2 protein-coding genes are annotated in these 21,432 nt (G+C 38.9%); both read left to right on the top strand.

Annotated features, from left to right (window positions below):
• Positions 1-2: 2 nt before the first annotated feature.
• Positions 3-6,473, top strand: coding sequence for a non-ribosomal peptide synthetase (locus tag JFU18_RS03350; RefSeq protein WP_201033793.1), 6,471 nt, complete (start codon positions 3-5; stop codon positions 6,471-6,473).
• The gene (locus JFU18_RS03345) at positions 6,470-21,352 is read left to right on the top strand and encodes a non-ribosomal peptide synthetase (protein WP_201050249.1); all 14,883 of its coding nucleotides are present in this window, start codon (positions 6,470-6,472) and stop codon (positions 21,350-21,352) included. The genes JFU18_RS03350 and JFU18_RS03345 overlap by 4 nt, the downstream gene beginning before the upstream one ends.
• Positions 21,353-21,432 lie beyond the last annotated feature (80 nt).

The following is a 21,432-nucleotide window of genomic DNA, read 5'->3' as shown; positions in this document are numbered from 1 at the left end:
AAATGGGAGACATTATTGATATATATGGTTTATCACCATTGCAAAAAGGAATACTGTTTCATACTTTATACGATCAAGATGATGAACATTCTTTTTCTTATATTGTACAAGTAGGTTTCTTGCTCGGGGGGCAATTGGATGTTGCTACTTTTGAAAAGGCCTGGGAATATGTTATTCATCGACATGAGGTTTTACGTTCAGTATTTGTGTGGGAGGAAGTAGAAAAACCACTACAAGCGGTTTACCAACGTCTTCCTTTTACTATTCATCAAGAGGATTGGAGCGCCCATTCACACAAGGAAAGGGCGAAGAAATTACAACAGTTTTTAAATGCAGATCGTAGAAAAGGATTTTTATTGGATGAAGCACCATTGATGAGAGTCACTGCGATTAAAGAGGCAAAAGAGGAAACGAGAATTATTTGGACACATCATCATATTTTGCTAGATGGATGGAGTGTGTCATTGGTCTTTAGTGAAGTGATGGAAGTTTATCTCAAGATGATAAGGGGAGAATTATTGAATCTTCCTAAATCTCTTCCTTATAAAAAATATATCCAGTGGATAAATAAACAAGATCAAATTCAAGCAGAGGAATTTTGGAAAGAAGAATTAAAAGGGTTCTATGCACCTACTCCATTAGCAATGGAAAGAAAGGATCAAGGACAAGAGAAGGGCTATGGAGAGTGTGTTTATCAAGTATCTGAGGAACTTACTGAGAATTTACAAGAGTGGGTACGAAATAGTCGATTAACGTTGAATACGTTAGTACAAGGTGCATGGGCTTATTTGATGAGTAGGTATAGCGGTGAAAGTGACATCGTATTTGGCGTAACTAGTTCTGGACGTCCTACGGATTTAATGGGAGCAGAGAATATGGTAGGCCTATTTATTAACACATTACCTACTAGAATTCGATTAACGGATAATACATCAGTAGTAGATTGGCTTCGTAAAATACAGATGAAAGAAATGGAACGAAGACAATATGAGTATAATTCGTTGATAGATATTCAAGGATGGAGTGAGGTTCCGCGAAATAGCTCCTTATTTCATACCTTGTATGTGTTTGAAAATTATCCAATTCAAGGTGAGAGAAATGATGATTTAAGATTAATAGATGTTAAAAGCGCGGAACAAACAAATTATCCTTTAACGCTCATTGTAATGCCCGGTAAGAAAATTACTTTAAAGTTGATGTATGATCGAAGCTATTTTAATGAAGAAACAATAAATCGGATTCAGAATCACTTATTGCAAATACTAATTCAGATGACGAAGAGCCTAGATTCAAAACTCTTTGAAATTACTCATTTAACAGCGGAAGAACAGATACTGTTACTAGAGGAATGGAATCATACTCAAGTAAATTATTCGGCTGAAGGCATGATTCATACGATATTTGAGGAGCAAGTAAAAAAAACACCGGAAGCAATCGCGGCTATTTACGAAAATGAACAAATTACCTATAAAGAGTTAGAGAAGCGTGCGAATCAACTAGCTCATTATTTACAAAAGCATGGTGTAGGCCCAGAGTCTCTAGTTGGGGTATATATGGAACGTTCATTACAAATGATGATAGCGTTATTAGGGATTTTAAAATCAGGAGCAGCTTATGTTCCACTTGACCCTACTTATCCAGAGAGTCGGCTTCGATATATATTAGAGGATGCTGGAATCGAAGTACTAGTGACGGAAGAGAATTCTAAAAATTCGTTTGTATCTGAAAATATTGAAACGATTTGTATGAATAAAGATTACACTGCAATTGAAAAAGAAAAATCAACCCCATGTATAAGTGGTGTAACAGGAGAAAGTTTAGCGTATGTTATGTATACTTCAGGATCTACAGGGAATCCAAAGGGAGTAATGATTGAGCATCATTCAGTAATCAATTATCTAGAATGGATGCAACATAAATATCCACTTTCTGAAAAGGATGTGGTCTTGCAGAAAACGCCATTCTCATTTGATGTCTCTGTTTGGGAGTTGTTTTGGGGTATTCACGTTGGTGCAAGTGTATCTTTCCTACCTCCAGGTGGAGAAAAAGATCCTTCTATTATAGCTGAAGTGATTAAAAAACATCAGGTTACTATAGTTCAATTTGTACCTTCGATGTTATCTGTTTTCTTAGATTACTTCAATCGTATTGAATTGAACATGAATTGTTCGTCCGTACGCCATGTATTTTCTGGTGGGGAAGAACTAAGTTCAGGGTTAGTTAGACGATTTCAGCAGAAATGGAATTATAGTGGACAAGTGAAATTAACCAACTTTTATGGACCAACTGAAGCCACTATTTATGTGAATGCATTTGATATTCAGCCCAATCAAGAATTTGTTTCTATTGGGCAGCCAATACAGAACACGCAATTATATGTATTAGACCAAAATCAACGCCTGCAATCAATAGGAATTGAGGGTGAGCTATATATTGGTGGTGCTGGTTTAGCACGTGGATACTTAAATCGTCCGAATCTTACTGCTGAAAAATTCGTTTCGCATCCATTCCGATTTGGGGAACGACTATATCGAACAGGAGATTCAGTAAGATATCTAACTGATGGAAATATAGAATTTATAGGTCGAATGGACCATCAAGTCAAAATGCGTGGTTTTAGGATTGAATTAGGAGAAATTGAAGCGACTTTAGAAAAATGTTCGTTTATTAAAGAGGCTGTTGTATTAGTTAGAGAAGATCGTCCAGGTGATCAACGATTGGTTGCATATGTAATAAGCGATGGAAATACCCAAGAGTGGAGAGAGTATTTACAAAACCAATTACCGAATCATATGATTCCAGCGCACTTTGTAGAGTTAGAACACTTCCCGCTTACTCCGAATGGGAAAATTGACCGAAAGGCCTTGCCAGAACCTGATGAGCAAGCTATTGGAGATTTAAATGTTCTACCTCGGACGCCATCGGAAGAGCTTATTGCCTCGGTTTGGGGTCAAGTGTTAGGGACAGAAAATATTGGTATTCAAGATTCCTTCTTTGAACGGGGTGGGCACTCACTACTTGCTACTCAAATCGTCTCTCGATTGCAAGAATTGTTCCAAATCAAAATCCCATTACGTGAACTTTTCAAGCACGATACAGTGGCAGCATTGGCGAAACGATTAGATCAGTTACGAAAAGAAGATAAAAAACGAGAGGTTGCCCCCCTTGTACCTATGAAACGAGAAGAAGCTATTCCACTTTCCTATGCGCAGAAACGTCTATGGTTTATTGATCAATTAATGCCAAATAGTGCTATGTACAATATTCATGCAGCGTGTCGCTTAACAGGTAAATGGTCAATTGAAGCATTGGAGGCCGGATGGAATCAATTGTTGGAGCGTCATGAATCATTACGGACGATAATTCTAGAACAAGAGGGTGAACCTTTTCAACGGGTTCAATCTCATGTATTCAGACATATCCCTCAAACGAATCTAACAAATCTCTCTTTGGAAGATAGGGAAAGAGAAATGAAACGGCTCATTCAAAACGAAGTTGAGGAACCATTTCATTTTGGACAAGGTCATCTGATTCGAACACGAATATTGAAAGTGGACAGGGAAGAATGGATTCTTATTTGTACGATGCATCATATTATTTCAGATGGATGGTCAATGGGAATCTTACTTGAAGAATGGATGGCTTTTTATGAAGGAGCATTAAACGGCAAACCGGCGGAATTGAAGGAGTTATCTATCCAATATGCAGACTTTGTCATGTGGCAGAAGGAATTGCAAAAAGAAGAGAATTTGAATCAGCACCTTCAATATTGGAAGGAAGAATTGTCTGGGGAACTACCGGTTTTACAATTACCGATGGATCGTCCTAGACCTGCAGTTCAAACCCATCGTGGTGCAAGTCAGTCTTTAATAGTGGCGAATTCCCTACAGGAAAAGCTCAAAGATTTAAGTCTGCAAGAAGGATGCACTTTATTTATGACATTGATGGCAGCGTATCAAAGCTTCCTTTCTCGTTATACAGGACAGGACGACATCTTGGTTGGAAGCCCGATCGCTAATCGAAATGTGAAAGAGATTGAGGGATTAATAGGTTTCTTTGCAAATACGTTGGTTTATCGAGCTGATTTCAGCGAAAATCCGACGTTCCAAGAACTTTTGTCGCAGGTAAGAAAAAAAGCACTAAAAGCATACGAGTATCAGGACATCCCATTTGAGAAAGTGGTAGAATCTGTAAAGCCGGAACGGAATACAAGTCATTCACCAATATTCCAAACCATGTTTACTTTACAGAATACGAAACAAGAGTTTCTTCAGCTATCTGAAAGACAAATGGAACTCATGGAAAGCCATGTTTCTGTTGCAAAGTTTGATTTGAGTTTATTTGCTTCTGAGACGGAAGAAGGATTATCACTAACCTTTGAATATAATACTGATTTGTTTAATGATACAACCATTGAACGTATGGTAAGTCATTTTGAACATTGGCTAAATCAAATTGCCTCTTATCCAAAATGTTTACTATCAGAATTGAATATGTTATCGAAAGTAGAATATAGGCAACTACTAGAGGAATGGAATGAATCAGCTGTTATAGATATACAAGAAGGCACGATTCATACAATGTTTGAAGAACAAGTGGAAAAAACACCAGAAGCAATTGCAGTAGTGTGCGAAGATGAAAAACTAACATATCGAGAGTTGGACGAACGCTCGAATCAGTTGGCACATTATTTACAAAAAAATGGTGTAACATGCGAATCATTAGTTGGGATTTGCGTTACACGTTCATCCGCGATGATTGTCGGTCTCTTAGGAATTATGAAGGCTGGAGGAGCATATGTCCCCATTGATCCAGCGTATCCGAAAAGTCGACTGCAGTACATTTTAGAAGATGCTCAAATAAAGGTACTGGTGACACAGGAAAAGTTACAACAAAAAATGGTTATACCTAAATTCGTCAACGTCATTTGTATTGATCGTAATCGAGTAGAAATAGAACAAGAAGTAACTACGGTATGTACGAGTGAAGTGACGGGCGATAACTTAGCTTATATTATCTATACTTCAGGTTCCACTGGAAATCCAAAGGGAGTAATGATTGAGCACAGGAATACAGTAACAATGATTCATTGGGCGCATCAAACGTATTCCCGAAAGGAATTAGCGGGAGTATTAGCTTCAACTTCACTATCTTTTGATTTATCCGTTTTTGAAGTATTTGTTCCCTTAACGATGGGTGGTAAGGTGATTGTCGCTGAAAATGCTCTACATCTAGACAAGTTGTCTACCAAAGGTGTGACTTTGGTTAATACTGTGCCATCGGCAGCAAAGGAACTGGTTCGAGCAAAAACAATTCCTTCTTCAGTAAAGGTAATGAATTTGGCTGGAGAACCGTTACCATATCCACTTGTTCAAGATTTATACGAGAGAAGTACGATTGAGAAGGTGTACAACTTATATGGACCGTCCGAAGATACTACGTATTCCACGTATATGGAATTAGAAAAGGGTGTCATGCATAGGGTACCACCAATTGGTAAACCAATCTTCAATACAGAAGTATATGTACTGAGTGCTGAACAAAAAATGGTCCCAATTGGTGTAGTTGGTGAGCTGTACATTGGTGGATCAGGGTTAGCACGTGGATATTTAAAACGCCCTGACTTAACGAAAAATCGATTTATACCGCATCCGTTTAAAGAAGGCGAGCGAGTATACCGGACTGGAGATCTAGTAAGGTATTTGCCGGATGGAAATTTGGAGTATGTTGGACGAATTGATTATCAGGTGAAAATTCGTGGGTTCCGGATTGAATTAGGAGAAATTGAAGCGGCATTACAAAAGCATACATTAGTTAACGAAGCTATTGTGATGGTGCGGGAAGATTATCCTGGCGATCCACGTTTGATTGCTTATGTTGTAGGGGACGGAGATGCTCAAAAGTGGCGTGATTATCTCAAGGATCAACTACCAAATTATATGATTCCAGCCTATTTTGTTGGATTAAATGCATTTCCACTTACTCCTAATGGGAAAATTGATAGGAAGGCCTTACCAGCACCAGAGAGACAGGAGATAGCAAGTGGTTATATTGCTCCTCGTACGTCTACGGAAAAAACAATCGTTTCGATATGGCATGAAGTTTTAGGTATGGAAAACATCGGAATTCAGGATTCGTTTTTTGAAATTGGTGGCCATTCACTACTTGCTACGCAAGCTGTTTCCAATCTTAAAGAGGCTTTTGGAATCGAGATACCATTGCATGATTTATTTATGTTTCATACGGTGCAGCAATTGGCAGAACAGATTGATCAATTGCTCGATAACAAAAATCAAGAAATGCAGAATGATAGTAAGGAGAATGTAAGTCTTCAAGACTATATTCAAAAAGAAGCAGAAGTGAGTAATGATGAAGAATTACTAGAACTGCTTAAGCAATTAGAAGAGCTATCAGAGGAAGAAGCACAAGGGATATTCGAGAGTAATTTGATTGAGGAAGGGGTAAAAAAATGAGAAGTGATTTACTTGCAAAGCTGAGTTCACTTTCTCCTGAGAAGAGAGCATGGCTTCAGAAGCAAATGCAAAAAAAGGAGAATAAAGAAGCACTCCCGTTGTCTTATGCACAACAACGTTTGTGGTTTATGGACAGATTTAATCCAAACAGTTCTTTATATAATATTCCAACGGTATGGCATCTAAAAGGAAATTGGATACCCGAAGCATTAGAAAAGGGATTCAATCGACTCATTGAACGTCATGAATCATTACGAACTGTTTTTAAAGAAGTAGGAGAACAACCTGTGCAACAAATTGTCGAATTCCTTCCTAAAGCATTACCTGTAAGAGATTACTCTCAACTTCCTCTAGAAGTAAAAGAAAAAGAGGTAGATAGTTTAATTGCGAGAGAAGCGCAAGAACCATTTGATTTAATGAATGGTCCTTTAATTCGTAATCAGCTTGTTCAATTAGAGAAGGATGAATGGTTATTACTGTGTACGATGCACCATATTATTTCTGATGCTTGGTCCATTGGTATATTCATGAATGAATTACTTGCTTTCTATGAAGAAGAAACGTGTGGAAATCCTGCTAAATTAAGTTCATTATCTATTCAATATGCAGACTTTGCGAAGTGGCAAAAGGAGTGGTTGCAAGGTGATGTGCTAAATCGTCAGCTTACGTATTGGCAGGAAGAATTGTCTGGTGAGCTTCCTATCTTACAACTGCCAGTGGATCGACCTCGACCGGTTAAGCAGACTTACTCTGGGGCTACGCATCATGTGATTTTTCCTTGTAAATTGCTCAGTCAATTGAAGGATATAAGTCGACAAGAAGGATCTACTTTATTTATGACTTTAATGGCCGCATACCAGAGCTTTCTTACTCGTTATACGGGACAAAAAGATATTCTAGTCGGTAGTCCGATTGCGAATCGGAACCATAAGGGAGTAGAAGGATTAATTGGTTTCTTTGTTAATACGTTGGTTTACCGATCAGATTTGAGTGGTACCTCTACTTTTCGGGAGATTTTGAACCAAACAAAGAAAAAGGCGTTAAAAGCTTACGAATATCAAGATATACCATTTGAAAAAGTGGTAGAAGCTGTGCAACCTGAACGAAGCATGAGTCATTCCCCTATCTTTCAGACCATGTTTACGCTACAGAATATAAAACAAGAACGACTAGATTTGCCTGGTAGAAGTATTGAAATGGTAGAAAGTAATATGTCTATTGCTAAATTTGATTTGAGCTTAACTGCCTATGAAGTGGAAGAAGGTCTATTTGTCTCATTTGAATACAACACGGATTTATTTGATAGTAGTACCATTGCACGTATGGCAGGCCATTTTGAGAACTGGCTAAATGAAATCACGTATCATCCAGATGAATCATATACAAAGCTGTCAATGTTATCGGACACTGAGCAGAAACAACTCCTAGAAGAATGGAATGATACGGACGTAGTTTATGGTCATGATTGTATGATTCATGAGCTATTTGAGCAGCAAGTTGCACGGACACCTGATGCAGTGGCGGTAGTTTATGAGGGTGGAAAGCTAACGTATCAAGAACTCAATGAAAAATCGAACCAATTGGCACATTTTCTACAGAAACGAGGTATCGGACCTGAATCATTGGTCGGTATATGTATTGAACGTTCTCCTGATATGATTATCGGTCTCTTTGGGATTTTGAAAGCAGGTGGGGCTTATGTCCCACTGGACCCAAGTTATCCCGAAAACCGCCTGAGATACATTTTGGAGAATTCACAAATTCAAGTGCTGTTAACAAAAGAGGCACTACAGGACTGGTTACCTAAAGATATTCAAGTAATTTGTTTAGAGCGGGATCGAGTAATGATTTCTAAAGAGAGTAATTTAGCTCCAGTGAGTGGAGTAACAGCAAATAACTTAGCCTATATCATATACACTTCGGGTTCGACGGGAAATCCAAAGGGGGTAATGATTGAACATCATTCCGTTATAAACCGCCTACAGTGGATGCAGAAAAAATATCCATTGTCCGAGGAGGATACAATCCTACAAAAGACACCGTTTTCGTTTGATGTTTCTGTCTGGGAATTATTTTGGTGGTCATTTGTAGGAGCACGTGTTTGTTTGCTTCCACCAGGAGGAGAGAAAGATCCTGCGGTGATTGAGGAGTATATTGAACGATATCGTGTGTCCACCATGCACTTTGTTCCGTCGATGTTATCTACTTTCTTAGATTATATGGAACTATATAATTCGAAAAGGGATGTATCGTCTTTAATTCAAGTTTTTACTAGTGGAGAAGCGTTAAACACTGAGCAGGTTCGCCGGTTTAAGGGGATCTTTTACAATGTTCAGCAAACAAAGTTAATTAACTTGTATGGTCCTACTGAAGCGACTGTGGATGTGACTTATTATGATTGTGATTTAGAAAAAGAACCAATGCTTATTCCGATTGGTCGTCCGATTGATAATACAGAGTTGTATGTGTTAGATCAATATCAACAAGTGGTCCCTATTGGTGTGGCAGGGGAACTTTACCTTGGAGGAGTAGGATTGGCACGTGGCTACTTCAATCGACCAGATTTAACTACTGAACGTTTTATTCCGCATCCCTTTAAGGACGGGGAACGATTATATCGAACGGGTGACCTGGTGAGATATATGAATGATCGTAACTTAGAATATATTGGAAGAATAGATAACCAAGTCAAAATTAGAGGATTCCGAATTGAATTGGGAGAAATTGAAGCAGCTTTACATGATCACTCATCTGTAAAAGAGGCAGTCGTGTTGGTGAGGGAAGATCGACCAGGAGATAAGCAGTTAGTAGCTTATGTAGTGGGTGAAGGAGATACTGGAGAGTGGCGTGAATATCTCAAGAAGCAATTGCCACATTATATGGTTCCGGCATACTTTTTCCAAATTGAAGGTATGCCACTCACCCCAAATGGTAAAGTGAATCGGAAAGCCTTACTGGAATTAGAAGAACAGTTCATAAGTGAAGATATTACTTCATCACGAACACCAGTGGAGGAGCTCATCGTTTCCGTTTGGAGCCAAGTGTTAGGTATAAAAAATATTAGTGTTCAGGATTCCTTTTTTGAAATCGGTGGTCACTCACTACTAGCTACTCAAGTAGTGTCACGTTTACAGGAAATCTTTCAAATCGAATTACCAGTACGTGAACTATTTGAATATACAACGGTGGAGTCACTGGCAAAGCGATTAGATCAGTTACGTAAAGGAGATAGAAAACGAGAGATTCCGCCACTAATACCGATGGAACGAGGAGAAACTATTCCACTATCTTATGCCCAACAACGCTTATGGTTTATTGATCAATTTACACCTAATAGTGCTCTTTACAATATGCCAATGGTATGTCGCCTTACAGGGAATTGGCTACTTGAAGCATTGGAAACGGGATGGAATCAACTAATAGAACGTCATGAATCACTGCGGACGGTCTTTGACGAAGTGAACGGTCAACCCGTACAGCAAATTGAACCGTATGCTTTTCAATCAATTCCGAAAACGGATTTAACTATGCTTTCTTCTGAAGACCGAGAAGAAGAAGTTAAACGTTTAATTCAACAAGAAATAGAAGTGCCATTTGATTTAACAGAGGGTCCATTAATCAGGGCAAGTTTTTTGCACGTGGGAGAGGAAGAATGGATTCTCCTTTGTACTTTACATCATATCATTTCAGATGGATGGTCAATGGGAGTCCTACTTGAAGAATGGATGGCATTCTATGAGAAAGCAACTGATGGAAAGGTAGCAGAAATTGAACCATTACCGGTTCAATATGCCGACTTCGCTCAGTGGCAAAAAGGATGGCTGAAGGAGGAAGTGCTTGATCAACAACTCCAATATTGGAGGGAAGAATTGTCTGGGGAGCTTCCTGTACTCCAACTTCCTACGGATCGCCCGCGTCCCGTAATACAAACTCATCACGGGTCGACATACACTCTGGTTCTGCCAAGCATGCTACATGATAAATTGAATGAACTTAGTCGAAAAGAAGGGGCTACACTCTTCATGACGCTGTTGGCTGCATATCAAAGTTTTCTATCTCGTTATACGGGACAAGAAGATATTCTGGTCGGAAGTCCAATTGCGAATCGGAATTATAGAGAAATTGAAGGACTAATTGGTTTCTTCGTTAACACGCTGGTTTATCGAGCTAATTTGAGTGGTAGACCGACATTTCAAGATGTACTGTATCAGGTTCGTCAAAAGGCATTGAAGGCGTATGAATATCAAGATATCCCTTTTGAAAAAATTGTAGAAGTTGTGCAACCAGAGCGAAGTACAAGTCATTCGCCAATCTTCCAGACTATGTTCATCTTGCAAAATATGAAACAAGAGTTTCCGGTGTTATCTAGTAGAAGTATTGAAATGATAGAAAGTCATAGTCCAATTGCAAAGTTTGATTTAAGTGTAATGGCAGCTGAGACGGAAGAGGGATTACTTTTTACTTTTGAGTACAATAAGGATTTATTCAATGCTACTACTATTGAACGGATGGCAGGACACTTTGAGAAGTGGCTACATGAAGTTTCTCATTGCCCACAAAATCCGTTGCATGACCTGAGCATGCTATCGGAACCCGAGCGTACTTTGTTATTAGAAACATGGAATGACACTGTAATGGAAATGTCCCATCAGGGTCTTATTTGCGACAGATTTGAGGAGCAAGTAGCAAGGCATCCTGATGCGATTGCGGTAGTTGATCAAACAAAACAGTGGACTTATAGTGAACTGGATACACAAGCAAATCAGTTGGCAAATGTTTTACAGCGAAAGGGAGTAGCTCCAGAGTCAGTCGTGGGAGTTTATCTTCCGAGGTCAGCTGAGCTCATGGCAAGTTTACTAGGCATATTAAAAGCTGGTGGAGCTTATGTTGTTTTAGATCCGTTGTATCCAAAATCAAGGTTAGAATACATGATTGAAGATGCAGGAATTCAATTTGTAGTGACGGCGGAAGGACAAGAAGGCCATTTCGCACACGTCGAAATGGTGAGGTTAGAAGAATTAACGGTGGAAAGCGTAATCGCACCTACACGTCAGATAAATCCAGAGAACTTAGCCTATATTGTCTATACCTCTGGTTCTACAGGAAAACCAAAGGGTGTCATGGTTGAATATCGCTCATTCATGAATATGGTTTCTTGGCATCAAGAAGTTTATCGTATTTCAGCAGAGGATCGTGCGACTCAGATTGCGGGGATTGCTTTTGATTCGGCTGTCCAGGAGATTTGGCCGTATCTAACTGCTGGTGCAGCACTCTACTTGTCAACAGAGGAACTGAGAATTAATCCAGAAGCACTAAGGGACTGGCTCATTGATTCACGAATCACAGCTAGTTTTGCACCTACGCCTATTCTGGAAAGACTCTTGAAATTATCTTGGCCAGGTAAAACGGATCTTCGTTTTATCATTACCGGCGGGGATCAATTAACGCAGTATCCATCTAACGATATTCCTTTTGCGGTAATTAATCAGTATGGTCCATCGGAAAATACAGTCGTTACCACAGATTGTTATGTACCTGTAGGAGTGACAACAGGTACGCCATCGATTGGTCGACCGATTGCGAATACAGAAGTTTATGTGTTAGATTCTCATCTTCAGCTAGTACCAATTGGTGTAATTGGAGATCTCTATATTGGAGGGAAGAGTCTTGCACGTGGATATGCTAATCGTCCGGATCTTATAAAGGAAAAATTTATTCCACATCCTTTCAAGTCAGGAGAACGTCTCTATTGCACAGGAGACAAAGCAAGTTATCTTTCTGATGGTAATCTCCAGTTCCATGGACGTATAGATGACCAAGTGAAAATTCGTGGTTTCCGGATTGAATTGGGAGAAATAGAAGCTGTTTTGCAGGCGCATTCTTCTGTGAAAGAAGCAGTTGTATTGGTACGAGAGGATAATCAAGGTGATAAGAGATTAGTAGCTTATGTAGTTGGTGAAGGAAGTGTCCATGAATGGCGAGAATATCTACAAACACATTTACCTAATTACATGGTTCCAACAAACTTTATTGAGATGGAATTTTTACCACTTACACCGAATGGAAAACTTGATTTGAAGGCATTGCCTATACTTAGTGAACAATCCGCCGAAAATACTGTCTACCCACGAACTCCGCTGGAAGAACTTATCGCTTCAGTGTGGAGTCAGGTGCTAGGAATAGGAGACATGGGTGTTCAGGATTCTTTCTTTGAGCTTGGTGGTCACTCTCTACTTGCTACACAAGTGGTCTCACGCTTACAGGAAGTCTTTCAAATCAAATTGCCAGTACGTGAACTGTTCGAATATTCAACGGTCGAGGCATTATCGAAACGAATGGATCAGTTACGTAAGGGGAGCGAAAAACGAGAAATTCCACCATTGGTGCCGATGGAACGAGGAAATAATATTCCACTATCTTATGCCCAACAGCGCTTATGGTTTATTGATCAATTTGCACCTAATAGTGCACTTTATAATATGCCAATGGCATGCCGCCTTACAGGAAATTGGTTACCTGAGGCATTGGAGTTGGGATGGAATCAGTTGATAGAGCGTCATGAATCTTTGCGGACTGTATTTTATGAAGAGGATGGCCATCCTGTGCAGCAGATTCAACCGTATATTTTCCGTCCGCTTCTGCAAATGGACTTAACTAAGCTTTCATTAGAGGAGAGAGAAAGAAAGTTGGAGCAATGGATTCAAACTGAAGTCGAATCTCCATTTGATTTAGAACAAGGACCATTGTTCCGTGGGAAACTCATAAGAATTTCAGAAGAAGAATGGGTTCTTCTGTGTAATATGCATCATATTATATCGGATGGATGGTCGATGGAAATCTTGCTTCAAGAATGGATGGCATTTTATGAGAATGCGATTGGTGAAAAACAAGCAGAGCTGGAACCACTACCAGTTCAATATGCCGATTTTGCGCAGTGGCAAAGAGAATGGTTGAAAGATGAAGTACTATATCAACAGCTTGCATATTGGAAGGAAGAATTATCTGGTGAGTTACCAGTCTTAATGTTGCCAATGGATCGTCCGCGTCCGCCAGTGCAAACCCACCATGGATTAACTCATAATGTTTTGTTGTCACGCTCATTAATGGATAAATTAAACGAACTAAGTCGTCAAGAAGGGGCCACACTTTTCATGACCTTATTGGCATCGTATCAAAGTTTCCTTGCTCGTTATACGGGACAAACGGATATTATTGTTGGCAGCCCAATTGCAAATCGAAATTATCGAGAAATTGAGGGGCTAATTGGTTTCTTTGTCAACACCTTGGTTTATCGAGCTGATTTAAGTAATGCACCGGCATTTCAAGAGTTGTTGTCTCAAGTGCGGATAAAAGCATTGAAGGCGTATGAGTATCAAGATGTTCCGTTTGAGAAAATTGTAGAGGTTATCCAACCTGAACGAAATACAAGCCATTCTCCGATTTTCCAAACCATGTTTACTTTGCAAAATACGGGACAAGAGCTACCAGAACTACATGGAAGAAATATAGAAGTAATGGAAAGTAACGCTCCAATCGCTAAGTTTGATTTAAGTTTAACTGCTGCAGAAGTGGAAGAGGGTTTATTACTTACTTTTGTTTATAGGACTGATTTATTTGACAGCTTAACTATTGAATCTATGGCCGAACATTTTGGAAACTGGTTGAATGTAATCGTGGAGAATCCTGATAAATCATTAGCTAAGTTGCCTATATTATCAGGATTACAGCAAAAACAGTTGGAAGAGTGGAATAATGATGCTGTAGCATATCCACAGGAAAGTACGATTCATCAGCTGTTTGAAGAGCAAGTAAATCGTACACCTGACGCGGTGGCAGTGGTAGATGAAAACCAGCAGTTAACGTATCGAGAGCTCAATGAAAAAGCTAATCAATTGGCCCACTATCTTCAGCAATGCGGGATTGGGAATGAATCATTGGTTGGACTTTGCTTTGAGCGTTCAGTTGAGATGATTGTTGGTATTTTGGGGATTTGGAAGGCTGGAGCAGCATATGTTCCATTGGACCCATCATATCCAGAAAGTCGCCTACGATATATTTTGGAGGACACTGGAATTCAAGTATTAGTTACGAACGAGTCATTAGAAGGCTGGATACCTAAAGAGGTCAAGATAGTTTGTCTAGATAGAGATCAAGCAATGATTTCACAAGAAAGCATTCTTTCACCAAAATGTGAAGTAATAGGAGAAAATTTAGCATATGTTATTTATACTTCGGGATCGACGGGGAATCCAAAGGGTGTCTTGATACAGCATCATTCTGTAATAAACTTGTCGCATGGTTTACAAAAAGAGGTTTTCAAACATGAGATACCATCTAACATGCATGTCGGTTTAAATGCGTCAATTGCCTTTGATGCATCTATTCAGCAATTACAAATGCTGTTGTATGGTTCAAGTTTGTATATTATTCCGAATGAAGTACGAAGTGATCCGGAGCAGTTTGTAGCTTATATTAGGGAGAACAAGTTAGAAATCTTTGATATAACACCTTCATTGCTTCAATTACTTATAGATGTCGGATTGTTAGAAACGTACGATGACGTTCATGTTCCAAGTAAGGTATTGGTTGGTGGTGAAGCGATTATGCCGTCATTATGGGAACAGCTAGTAGAGACTGATAAAATTGAGTTTTATAATGTATATGGTCCTACAGAATGTACGGTTGATGCAACATGCTATCATATCAAAAAAGATAGTAAGAGAGTAACGATTGGGCGTCCGTTGCCTAACGTTCAAACTTATGTATTGGATAGAAATTGGTTGCCAGTTCCAGTTGGTGTGATGGGTGAACTTTATATCGGAGGAGCAGGTCTAGCAAGGGGATACTTGAATCGACCAGAGTTAACATCCAAACGATTTATTTCTCATCCATTCAAAGAAGGCGAGAGGTTATATAGAACAGGCGATCTTGTGAGATATCTTTCTGACGGAAATATAGACTACTTAGGAAGAATGGATAATCAAGTGAAGATTAGAGGATTTCGAATCGAACTTGGGGAGATTGAGTCGACTTTACAGGAGCATGACTTGGTAAAAGAGGCAGTTGTAATAGTTAGGGAAAATCAGTCGGGGGATAAGAGGTTAGTAGCTTATGTAGTGGGCGAAGGCAGTTTAGAAGAATGGCGAGAGTATCTTAAAACAAAACTACCAATCCATATGATACCTTCCTACTTTGTCGAAATGAAAGAATTACCGCTAACCATAAATGGAAAGGTTGATCGGAAATCGTTGCCTATACCAGATTATCAAGGAATACAAGAAGGCTACGCGGCCCCAAGAAATGAACGTGAACATAAGCTTTCTATCATTTGGGAACGTGTGCTGGGTTCAAAACGTATTGGTATTTATGATAACTTTTTTGAAATTGGTGGAGATTCAATTCTTAGCATTCAAATTGTCTCTCGCGCGAAGCAAGCTGGTTTACAGTTGACACCAAAACAACTATTTGAACACCAAACGATTGCTGAGTTGGCGCAAGTAGTCAAAGAAGAACAAGGTGTACAAGCTGAACAGGGAATTATAACTGGAGAGACGATACTTACACCTATTCAGCAAAGGTTTTTTGCACAAAATCACCCTAACCCACATCATTGGAATCAATCCATGTTCTTTAGAGCGAAAGAGAAATTGGATATAGGATCACTGGAAAAGGCAGTGAGTAACCTTCTACTTCATCATGATGCCCTGCGTTTAAGATATGAACGTTTACCTGAGGGGGCTTGGAAACAATGGAATGAAGGAATAGAAGAACAATTGATGCTGACTGTCATTTCATTAGACGAAGTGCCGGAAGTGGATTGGCATGAAGTTATTCAAAAAGAGATTAATATTGCACAAGAAAGATTGAATTTACATGATGGTCCTTTAATGAGAATGGTGTATTTTGATGAAGGTGAGAAGACTGGCCGATTATTTTGGACAATTCATCACTTAGCCGTGGATGGTGTTTCTTGGCGAATTTTATTGGAAGATTTGCAAACAGCGTATACGCAAGCAGTCCAAGGGCAGAAAATTCAATTACCTATGAAGAGTACATCTTTTAAAGAATGGTCGGAGAAATTACATCATTACGCTGAAACTGGAATATCAAAAGAAGTGCTACATTACTGGGAGCAGCAGTCTGAACAAGACGTAGTTATACTGCCGGTAGATGGTACTATAAGTAATCCAGTAAGCGCAGTAACTGAGGAAATTACTGTGGTGTTAAATGAGAATGAGACCCGTATGTTATTGCAAGAGACTTTAAGTACTCACCGTGTCCAAATCAATGAAGTATTATTAGCAGCATTGGTACAAGCTACGGCAGCATGTACGGGGCAGCCGATATTGAGCGTAGATTTAGAGGGACATGGCCGAGAAGAGATTATTGAAGATGTTGATTTATCGAGAACCGTGGGATGGTTTACAAGTATTTACCCAGTTCATTTAAATATTACTAGTGCTAATACGCCAATTGCAGCATTAAAAGCAGTTAAAGAACAAGTTCGCAAAATTCCTAATAAGGGTGTTGATTATGGGGTGTTGCGTTACATGAACGCAACAATGTGTGAGCAATTAAGCTCCCAATATACACCGTCTATTAGTTTTAACTATCTTGGACAATTTGACCAAATGTTTTCTAGCGATGCAATGTTTATTCCGGAGAACGAATTTAAGCGTTTAGATCATGCTGCCGGTTCCAAGCGATCGCATGTAATTGATGTAATTGGGGTTGTAACGGATGGAAAACTTCAGTTCACTTGGGTATACAATGTTGGACAATTTGCCAAATCAACGATTCAAAGTATTGCACAGAATATGCTATATCAACTGAGTAGATTGATTCGATCTTCAGATAGAGAATCTGCATTGACCATTTCGGATTTTGCAATGGCTAATCTTAGCCAAGAAGGTTTGACAAATGTACTAAACAAAATGCATCGCGGAAAGAACAATCAGATTACTGATTTATATCCACTATCACCTTTGCAAGAAGGTATGATTTTCCACACATTGCATGACCAAGGGGATGAACATGTTGCACCGTATATAGTGCAATTGAGTTTTATGATTCAAGGGAAAATGGATATTCCTACTTTTGAGCAGGCGTGGAAATCTGTAATTCAGCGGCATGAAATTTTTCGTACAGCATTTGTATGGGACGAAATTGAAGAACCTGTACAAGTGGTGTATGAAAATATCCCATTTAAAGTGAACAAAGAAGACTGGCGTACAATGACAAGTGAAGAGATAGAGGAAAAAAGAAAAGTCTTTTTGGCATTAGATCGAAAACAAGCCTTCCAATTTGATGAAGCACCATTGATGCGGGTAACAGTCATTCAAGAAGGTGAGGAAGAATATCGGATTGTTTGGACGCATCACCATATTTTACTGGATGGATGGAGTTTACCATTGGTCTTTAATGAATTACTTACAGTTTATCAGAAGAGAATGAATGGAGAAGCTGTGAAGTTACCTAAGTCCTCACCATATAAGAAATATATCCAATGGTTAAGAGAGCAAGATAAGGAGCAGGCGGAACAATTCTGGAGAGAGAAGCTAAAAGGTTTTACTGCACCAACTTTGCTGGGCTTAGAAAGTAAAGAGGAAGAAAAAGGTTACACAGAGAAGGTTACGTATTTATCAGAAGAGCAGACTCAAGCGTTACAAGGATGGGCGAAACGCAATAAACTTACTTTGAGTACAGTAATTCAAGGTGCATGGGCATATCTCATGAGCCGATATAGTGGAGAAAATGACATTGTCTTTGGTGTAACAAGCTCAGGGCGTTCTACGGAGATTATTGATGTTGAAAACATTGTAGGTCCTTTTATTACAACGTCACCGACGCGAATTCAATTGATGGATGATATAAAAGTAATGGATTGGTTGCAGAAGATACAAGAGGAAGAGATAGAAAGAAGACAATATGAGTATGCTTCTTTGACAGAGATTCAGGGGTGGAGTGAAGTTCCTAGAGGAACACCGCTGTTCAATAGTTTATATGTGTTTGAAAATTATCCAGTGAAAGAAGAGTCTTCAGAAAATCTGGAAATTGGTGAATTGGAAGGAGTAGAACAAACCCACTACCCATTAGGGTTGGCTGTAGTTCCAGGAATCCAGTTATCATTAAAGTTAATGTATGACCGTAGTAAGTTTAATAGAGTAACCATTGAACGAATGCTGGGTCATTTACACCAAGTGTTAATGCAAATGCTCAAAAACATTGATCAAAATCTATCGGAGCTAGTATATATTACGGAAGCTGAACAAAGAAAGCTATTGGAAGAATGGAATAATAACGCTATATCCTATCCACGTGAGAATGTAATTCATCAACTATTCGAAGAGCAAGTAAATCGTACACCTGACGCGTTGGCAGTGGTAGATGAAAAACAGCAACTAACGTATCGAGAGCTGAATGAAAGAGCTAATCAATTAGCCCATCATTTACAGAAATGTGGAATTGGGACAGAGTCATTAGTTGGCCTCTGCTTTGATCGATCAGTTGAGATGGTTGTTGGTCTTATGGGAATTTGGAAGGCCGGAGCAGCCTATGTTCCATTGGATCCATCGAATCCGGAAAGCCGCCTGCAATATATTTTAGAAGACACAAGAATTAAAGTGTTAGTTACGAATGAGGTATTACTAGGATGGATACCTAAAGAAATCAAGACAATTTGCCTAGATAGGGACCAAGCAATGCTTTCTCAAGAAAGCAAACTTTCACCAATATGTGAGGTAACAGGGGAAAACTTAGCGTATGTTATCTATACTTCTGGTTCGACAGGGAATCCAAAAGGGGCTTTAGTACAGCACCATTCTGTAATAAACCTATCATATGGTTTACAAAAAGAAGTTTTCTCACATGAAATACCTAGTAATATGCGCGTCGGTTTGAATGCGTCAATTGCCTTTGATGTATCTATTCAGCAATTACAAATGTTGCTTTATGGTTCAAGTTTATATATTATCCCAAGTGAAGTTCGCACTAATTCGGAACAATTTGTGTCCTATATTAGGGAGAATAAATTGGAAATGTTTGATATGACACCTTCATTACTTCAATTACTTATAGATGGAGGATTGCTAGAAATAAGTGCTGATGTTCATGTACCAAGTAAGATATTAGTCGGTGGTGAAGCGATCATGCCGTCATTATGGGAACAGCTAGTAGAGACCGAAAAAATTGATTTTTATAACGTATACGGTCCTACAGAATGTACGGTTGATGCAACGTGTTATCATATTCAAACAGATAGTAAGAGAGTTACAATTGGACGTCCGTTGCCGAACGTTCAAACTTATGTATTGGATAAAAATTTGTTACCTGTTCCAGTTGGTGTAACAGGTGAGCTATATATTGGTGGTGCAGGTATAGCGAGAGGATACTTGAATCGCCCAGAATTAACAGCAGAGCGATTCATCCGTCATCCATTTAATGAAGAAGAGCGTTTATATCGTACGGGAGATTTGGTTCGTTATTTACCCGATGGTAATTTAGATTACTTGAGAAGAATTGATAATCAAGTGAAAATTAGGGGCTTTCGTATTGAACTTGAAGAGATTGAAGCGAATCTAGAGAGGCATCCATTGGTAAAAGAAGCGGTAGTTTTGGTAACAGAAGATAAATTAGGAGAGCAGAGATTGATTGCTTATGTAGTTGGAGATGGAAGTATGCATGATTGGCGTGAATATCTCAAGACACAAGTACCGAATTATATGGTTCCCGCACACTTTATTAAGGTAGACGAGATTCCTCTTACAACGAATGGAAAAGTTGATCGAAAAGCATTGAACAATTTAACTATTCAAAGAGAAAATAACTTTTCTACACCAATCATTCCAAGGGATGAAATTGAATATCAGTTGATTAAAATCTGGCAGGATGTGTTACAGATAGAAGATGTCTATGTAAATGATGATTTCTTTAATAGAGGAGGACACTCTCTCCTTGTAATTAAATTAGTTTCAAAAATTAGGGAGAAGTTTGGAAAAGAGATTAAGGTGTCTACATTGATTAAGAATCCAACAGTGGAAGGAATCGCATGCCTTATTCGTGATAAGCATGATATGACGAAATCAGTATCAGCGCTGGTTCCACTACAAGAATCAGAAAAAAGACCTTTCTTCTGCATTCATCCGTTTATGGGGAATGTATTCTGTTACATTCAACTGGCAAGATTACTTAAGAACCATTGTTCATTTTATGGTTTACAGAATCCTCTTATAGAAAAGAAAGAAATTGACGAGTTGACCTTGCCGGAAGTAATTCAATTTTACATCGAAGAAATAAAATGTGTTCAGCCAGAAGGTCCATATCGTCTTGGAGGATGGTCTTTAGGCGGTGCAATTGCTTATAAAATCGCAACTGTACTAAGGAATCAAGGTGAGGAAGTTGAGTTGTTGGTACTAATGGATACAAAAGTACCTTCAGAGCAGGATTATAAAACAAGAGAGGATATGCTCTCATATATATATGAGCATTTCATTCCTAGAGATCTTACTGAGCAGGGGGAAGACCTCGTCCATGAACAAGATATGCTTGTAGAGCGATTAATTATGGAAGGAGTAATCCCGCCTGATGCAGATCTTATCAATTTGAAGCAAGTTATCAATGCTCATAGGAAATGCCTGAACATAATGGTAGAGCATGATTTAATACCATACTCTGGAGAAGTTCTCTACTTTAGTGCTGAGGAAGGAAAAGAGTTGTTTACAGATTGGGGACCTTTATTAAAAGGAAGAGTAAATAAGTATTCTGTCCCTGGATCGCATGAAGAAATAGTAGACTTCCCCGCAGTTGAAAAGATAGCTAAGTATCTATTAAATGAATTTGAAGGAATAAAAAAAACAGCCCTTTCATTAACGGAAAAGTAGAGAGCACAAAAGATGTAACGCTATGAACGAAAAGGCAGCCTAATACCTGCATATCAAGTGTAGGGAATAATAATATATTA

The sequence above is a fragment of the Bacillus sp. TH22 genome (genome assembly GCF_016651015.1).
Lineage (GTDB): Bacteria > Bacillota > Bacilli > Bacillales > Bacillaceae_G > Bacillus_A > Bacillus_A mycoides.
Note: the sequence above shows the minus strand (reverse complement) of the source record. Positions and strands in the feature narration are given on the sequence as shown.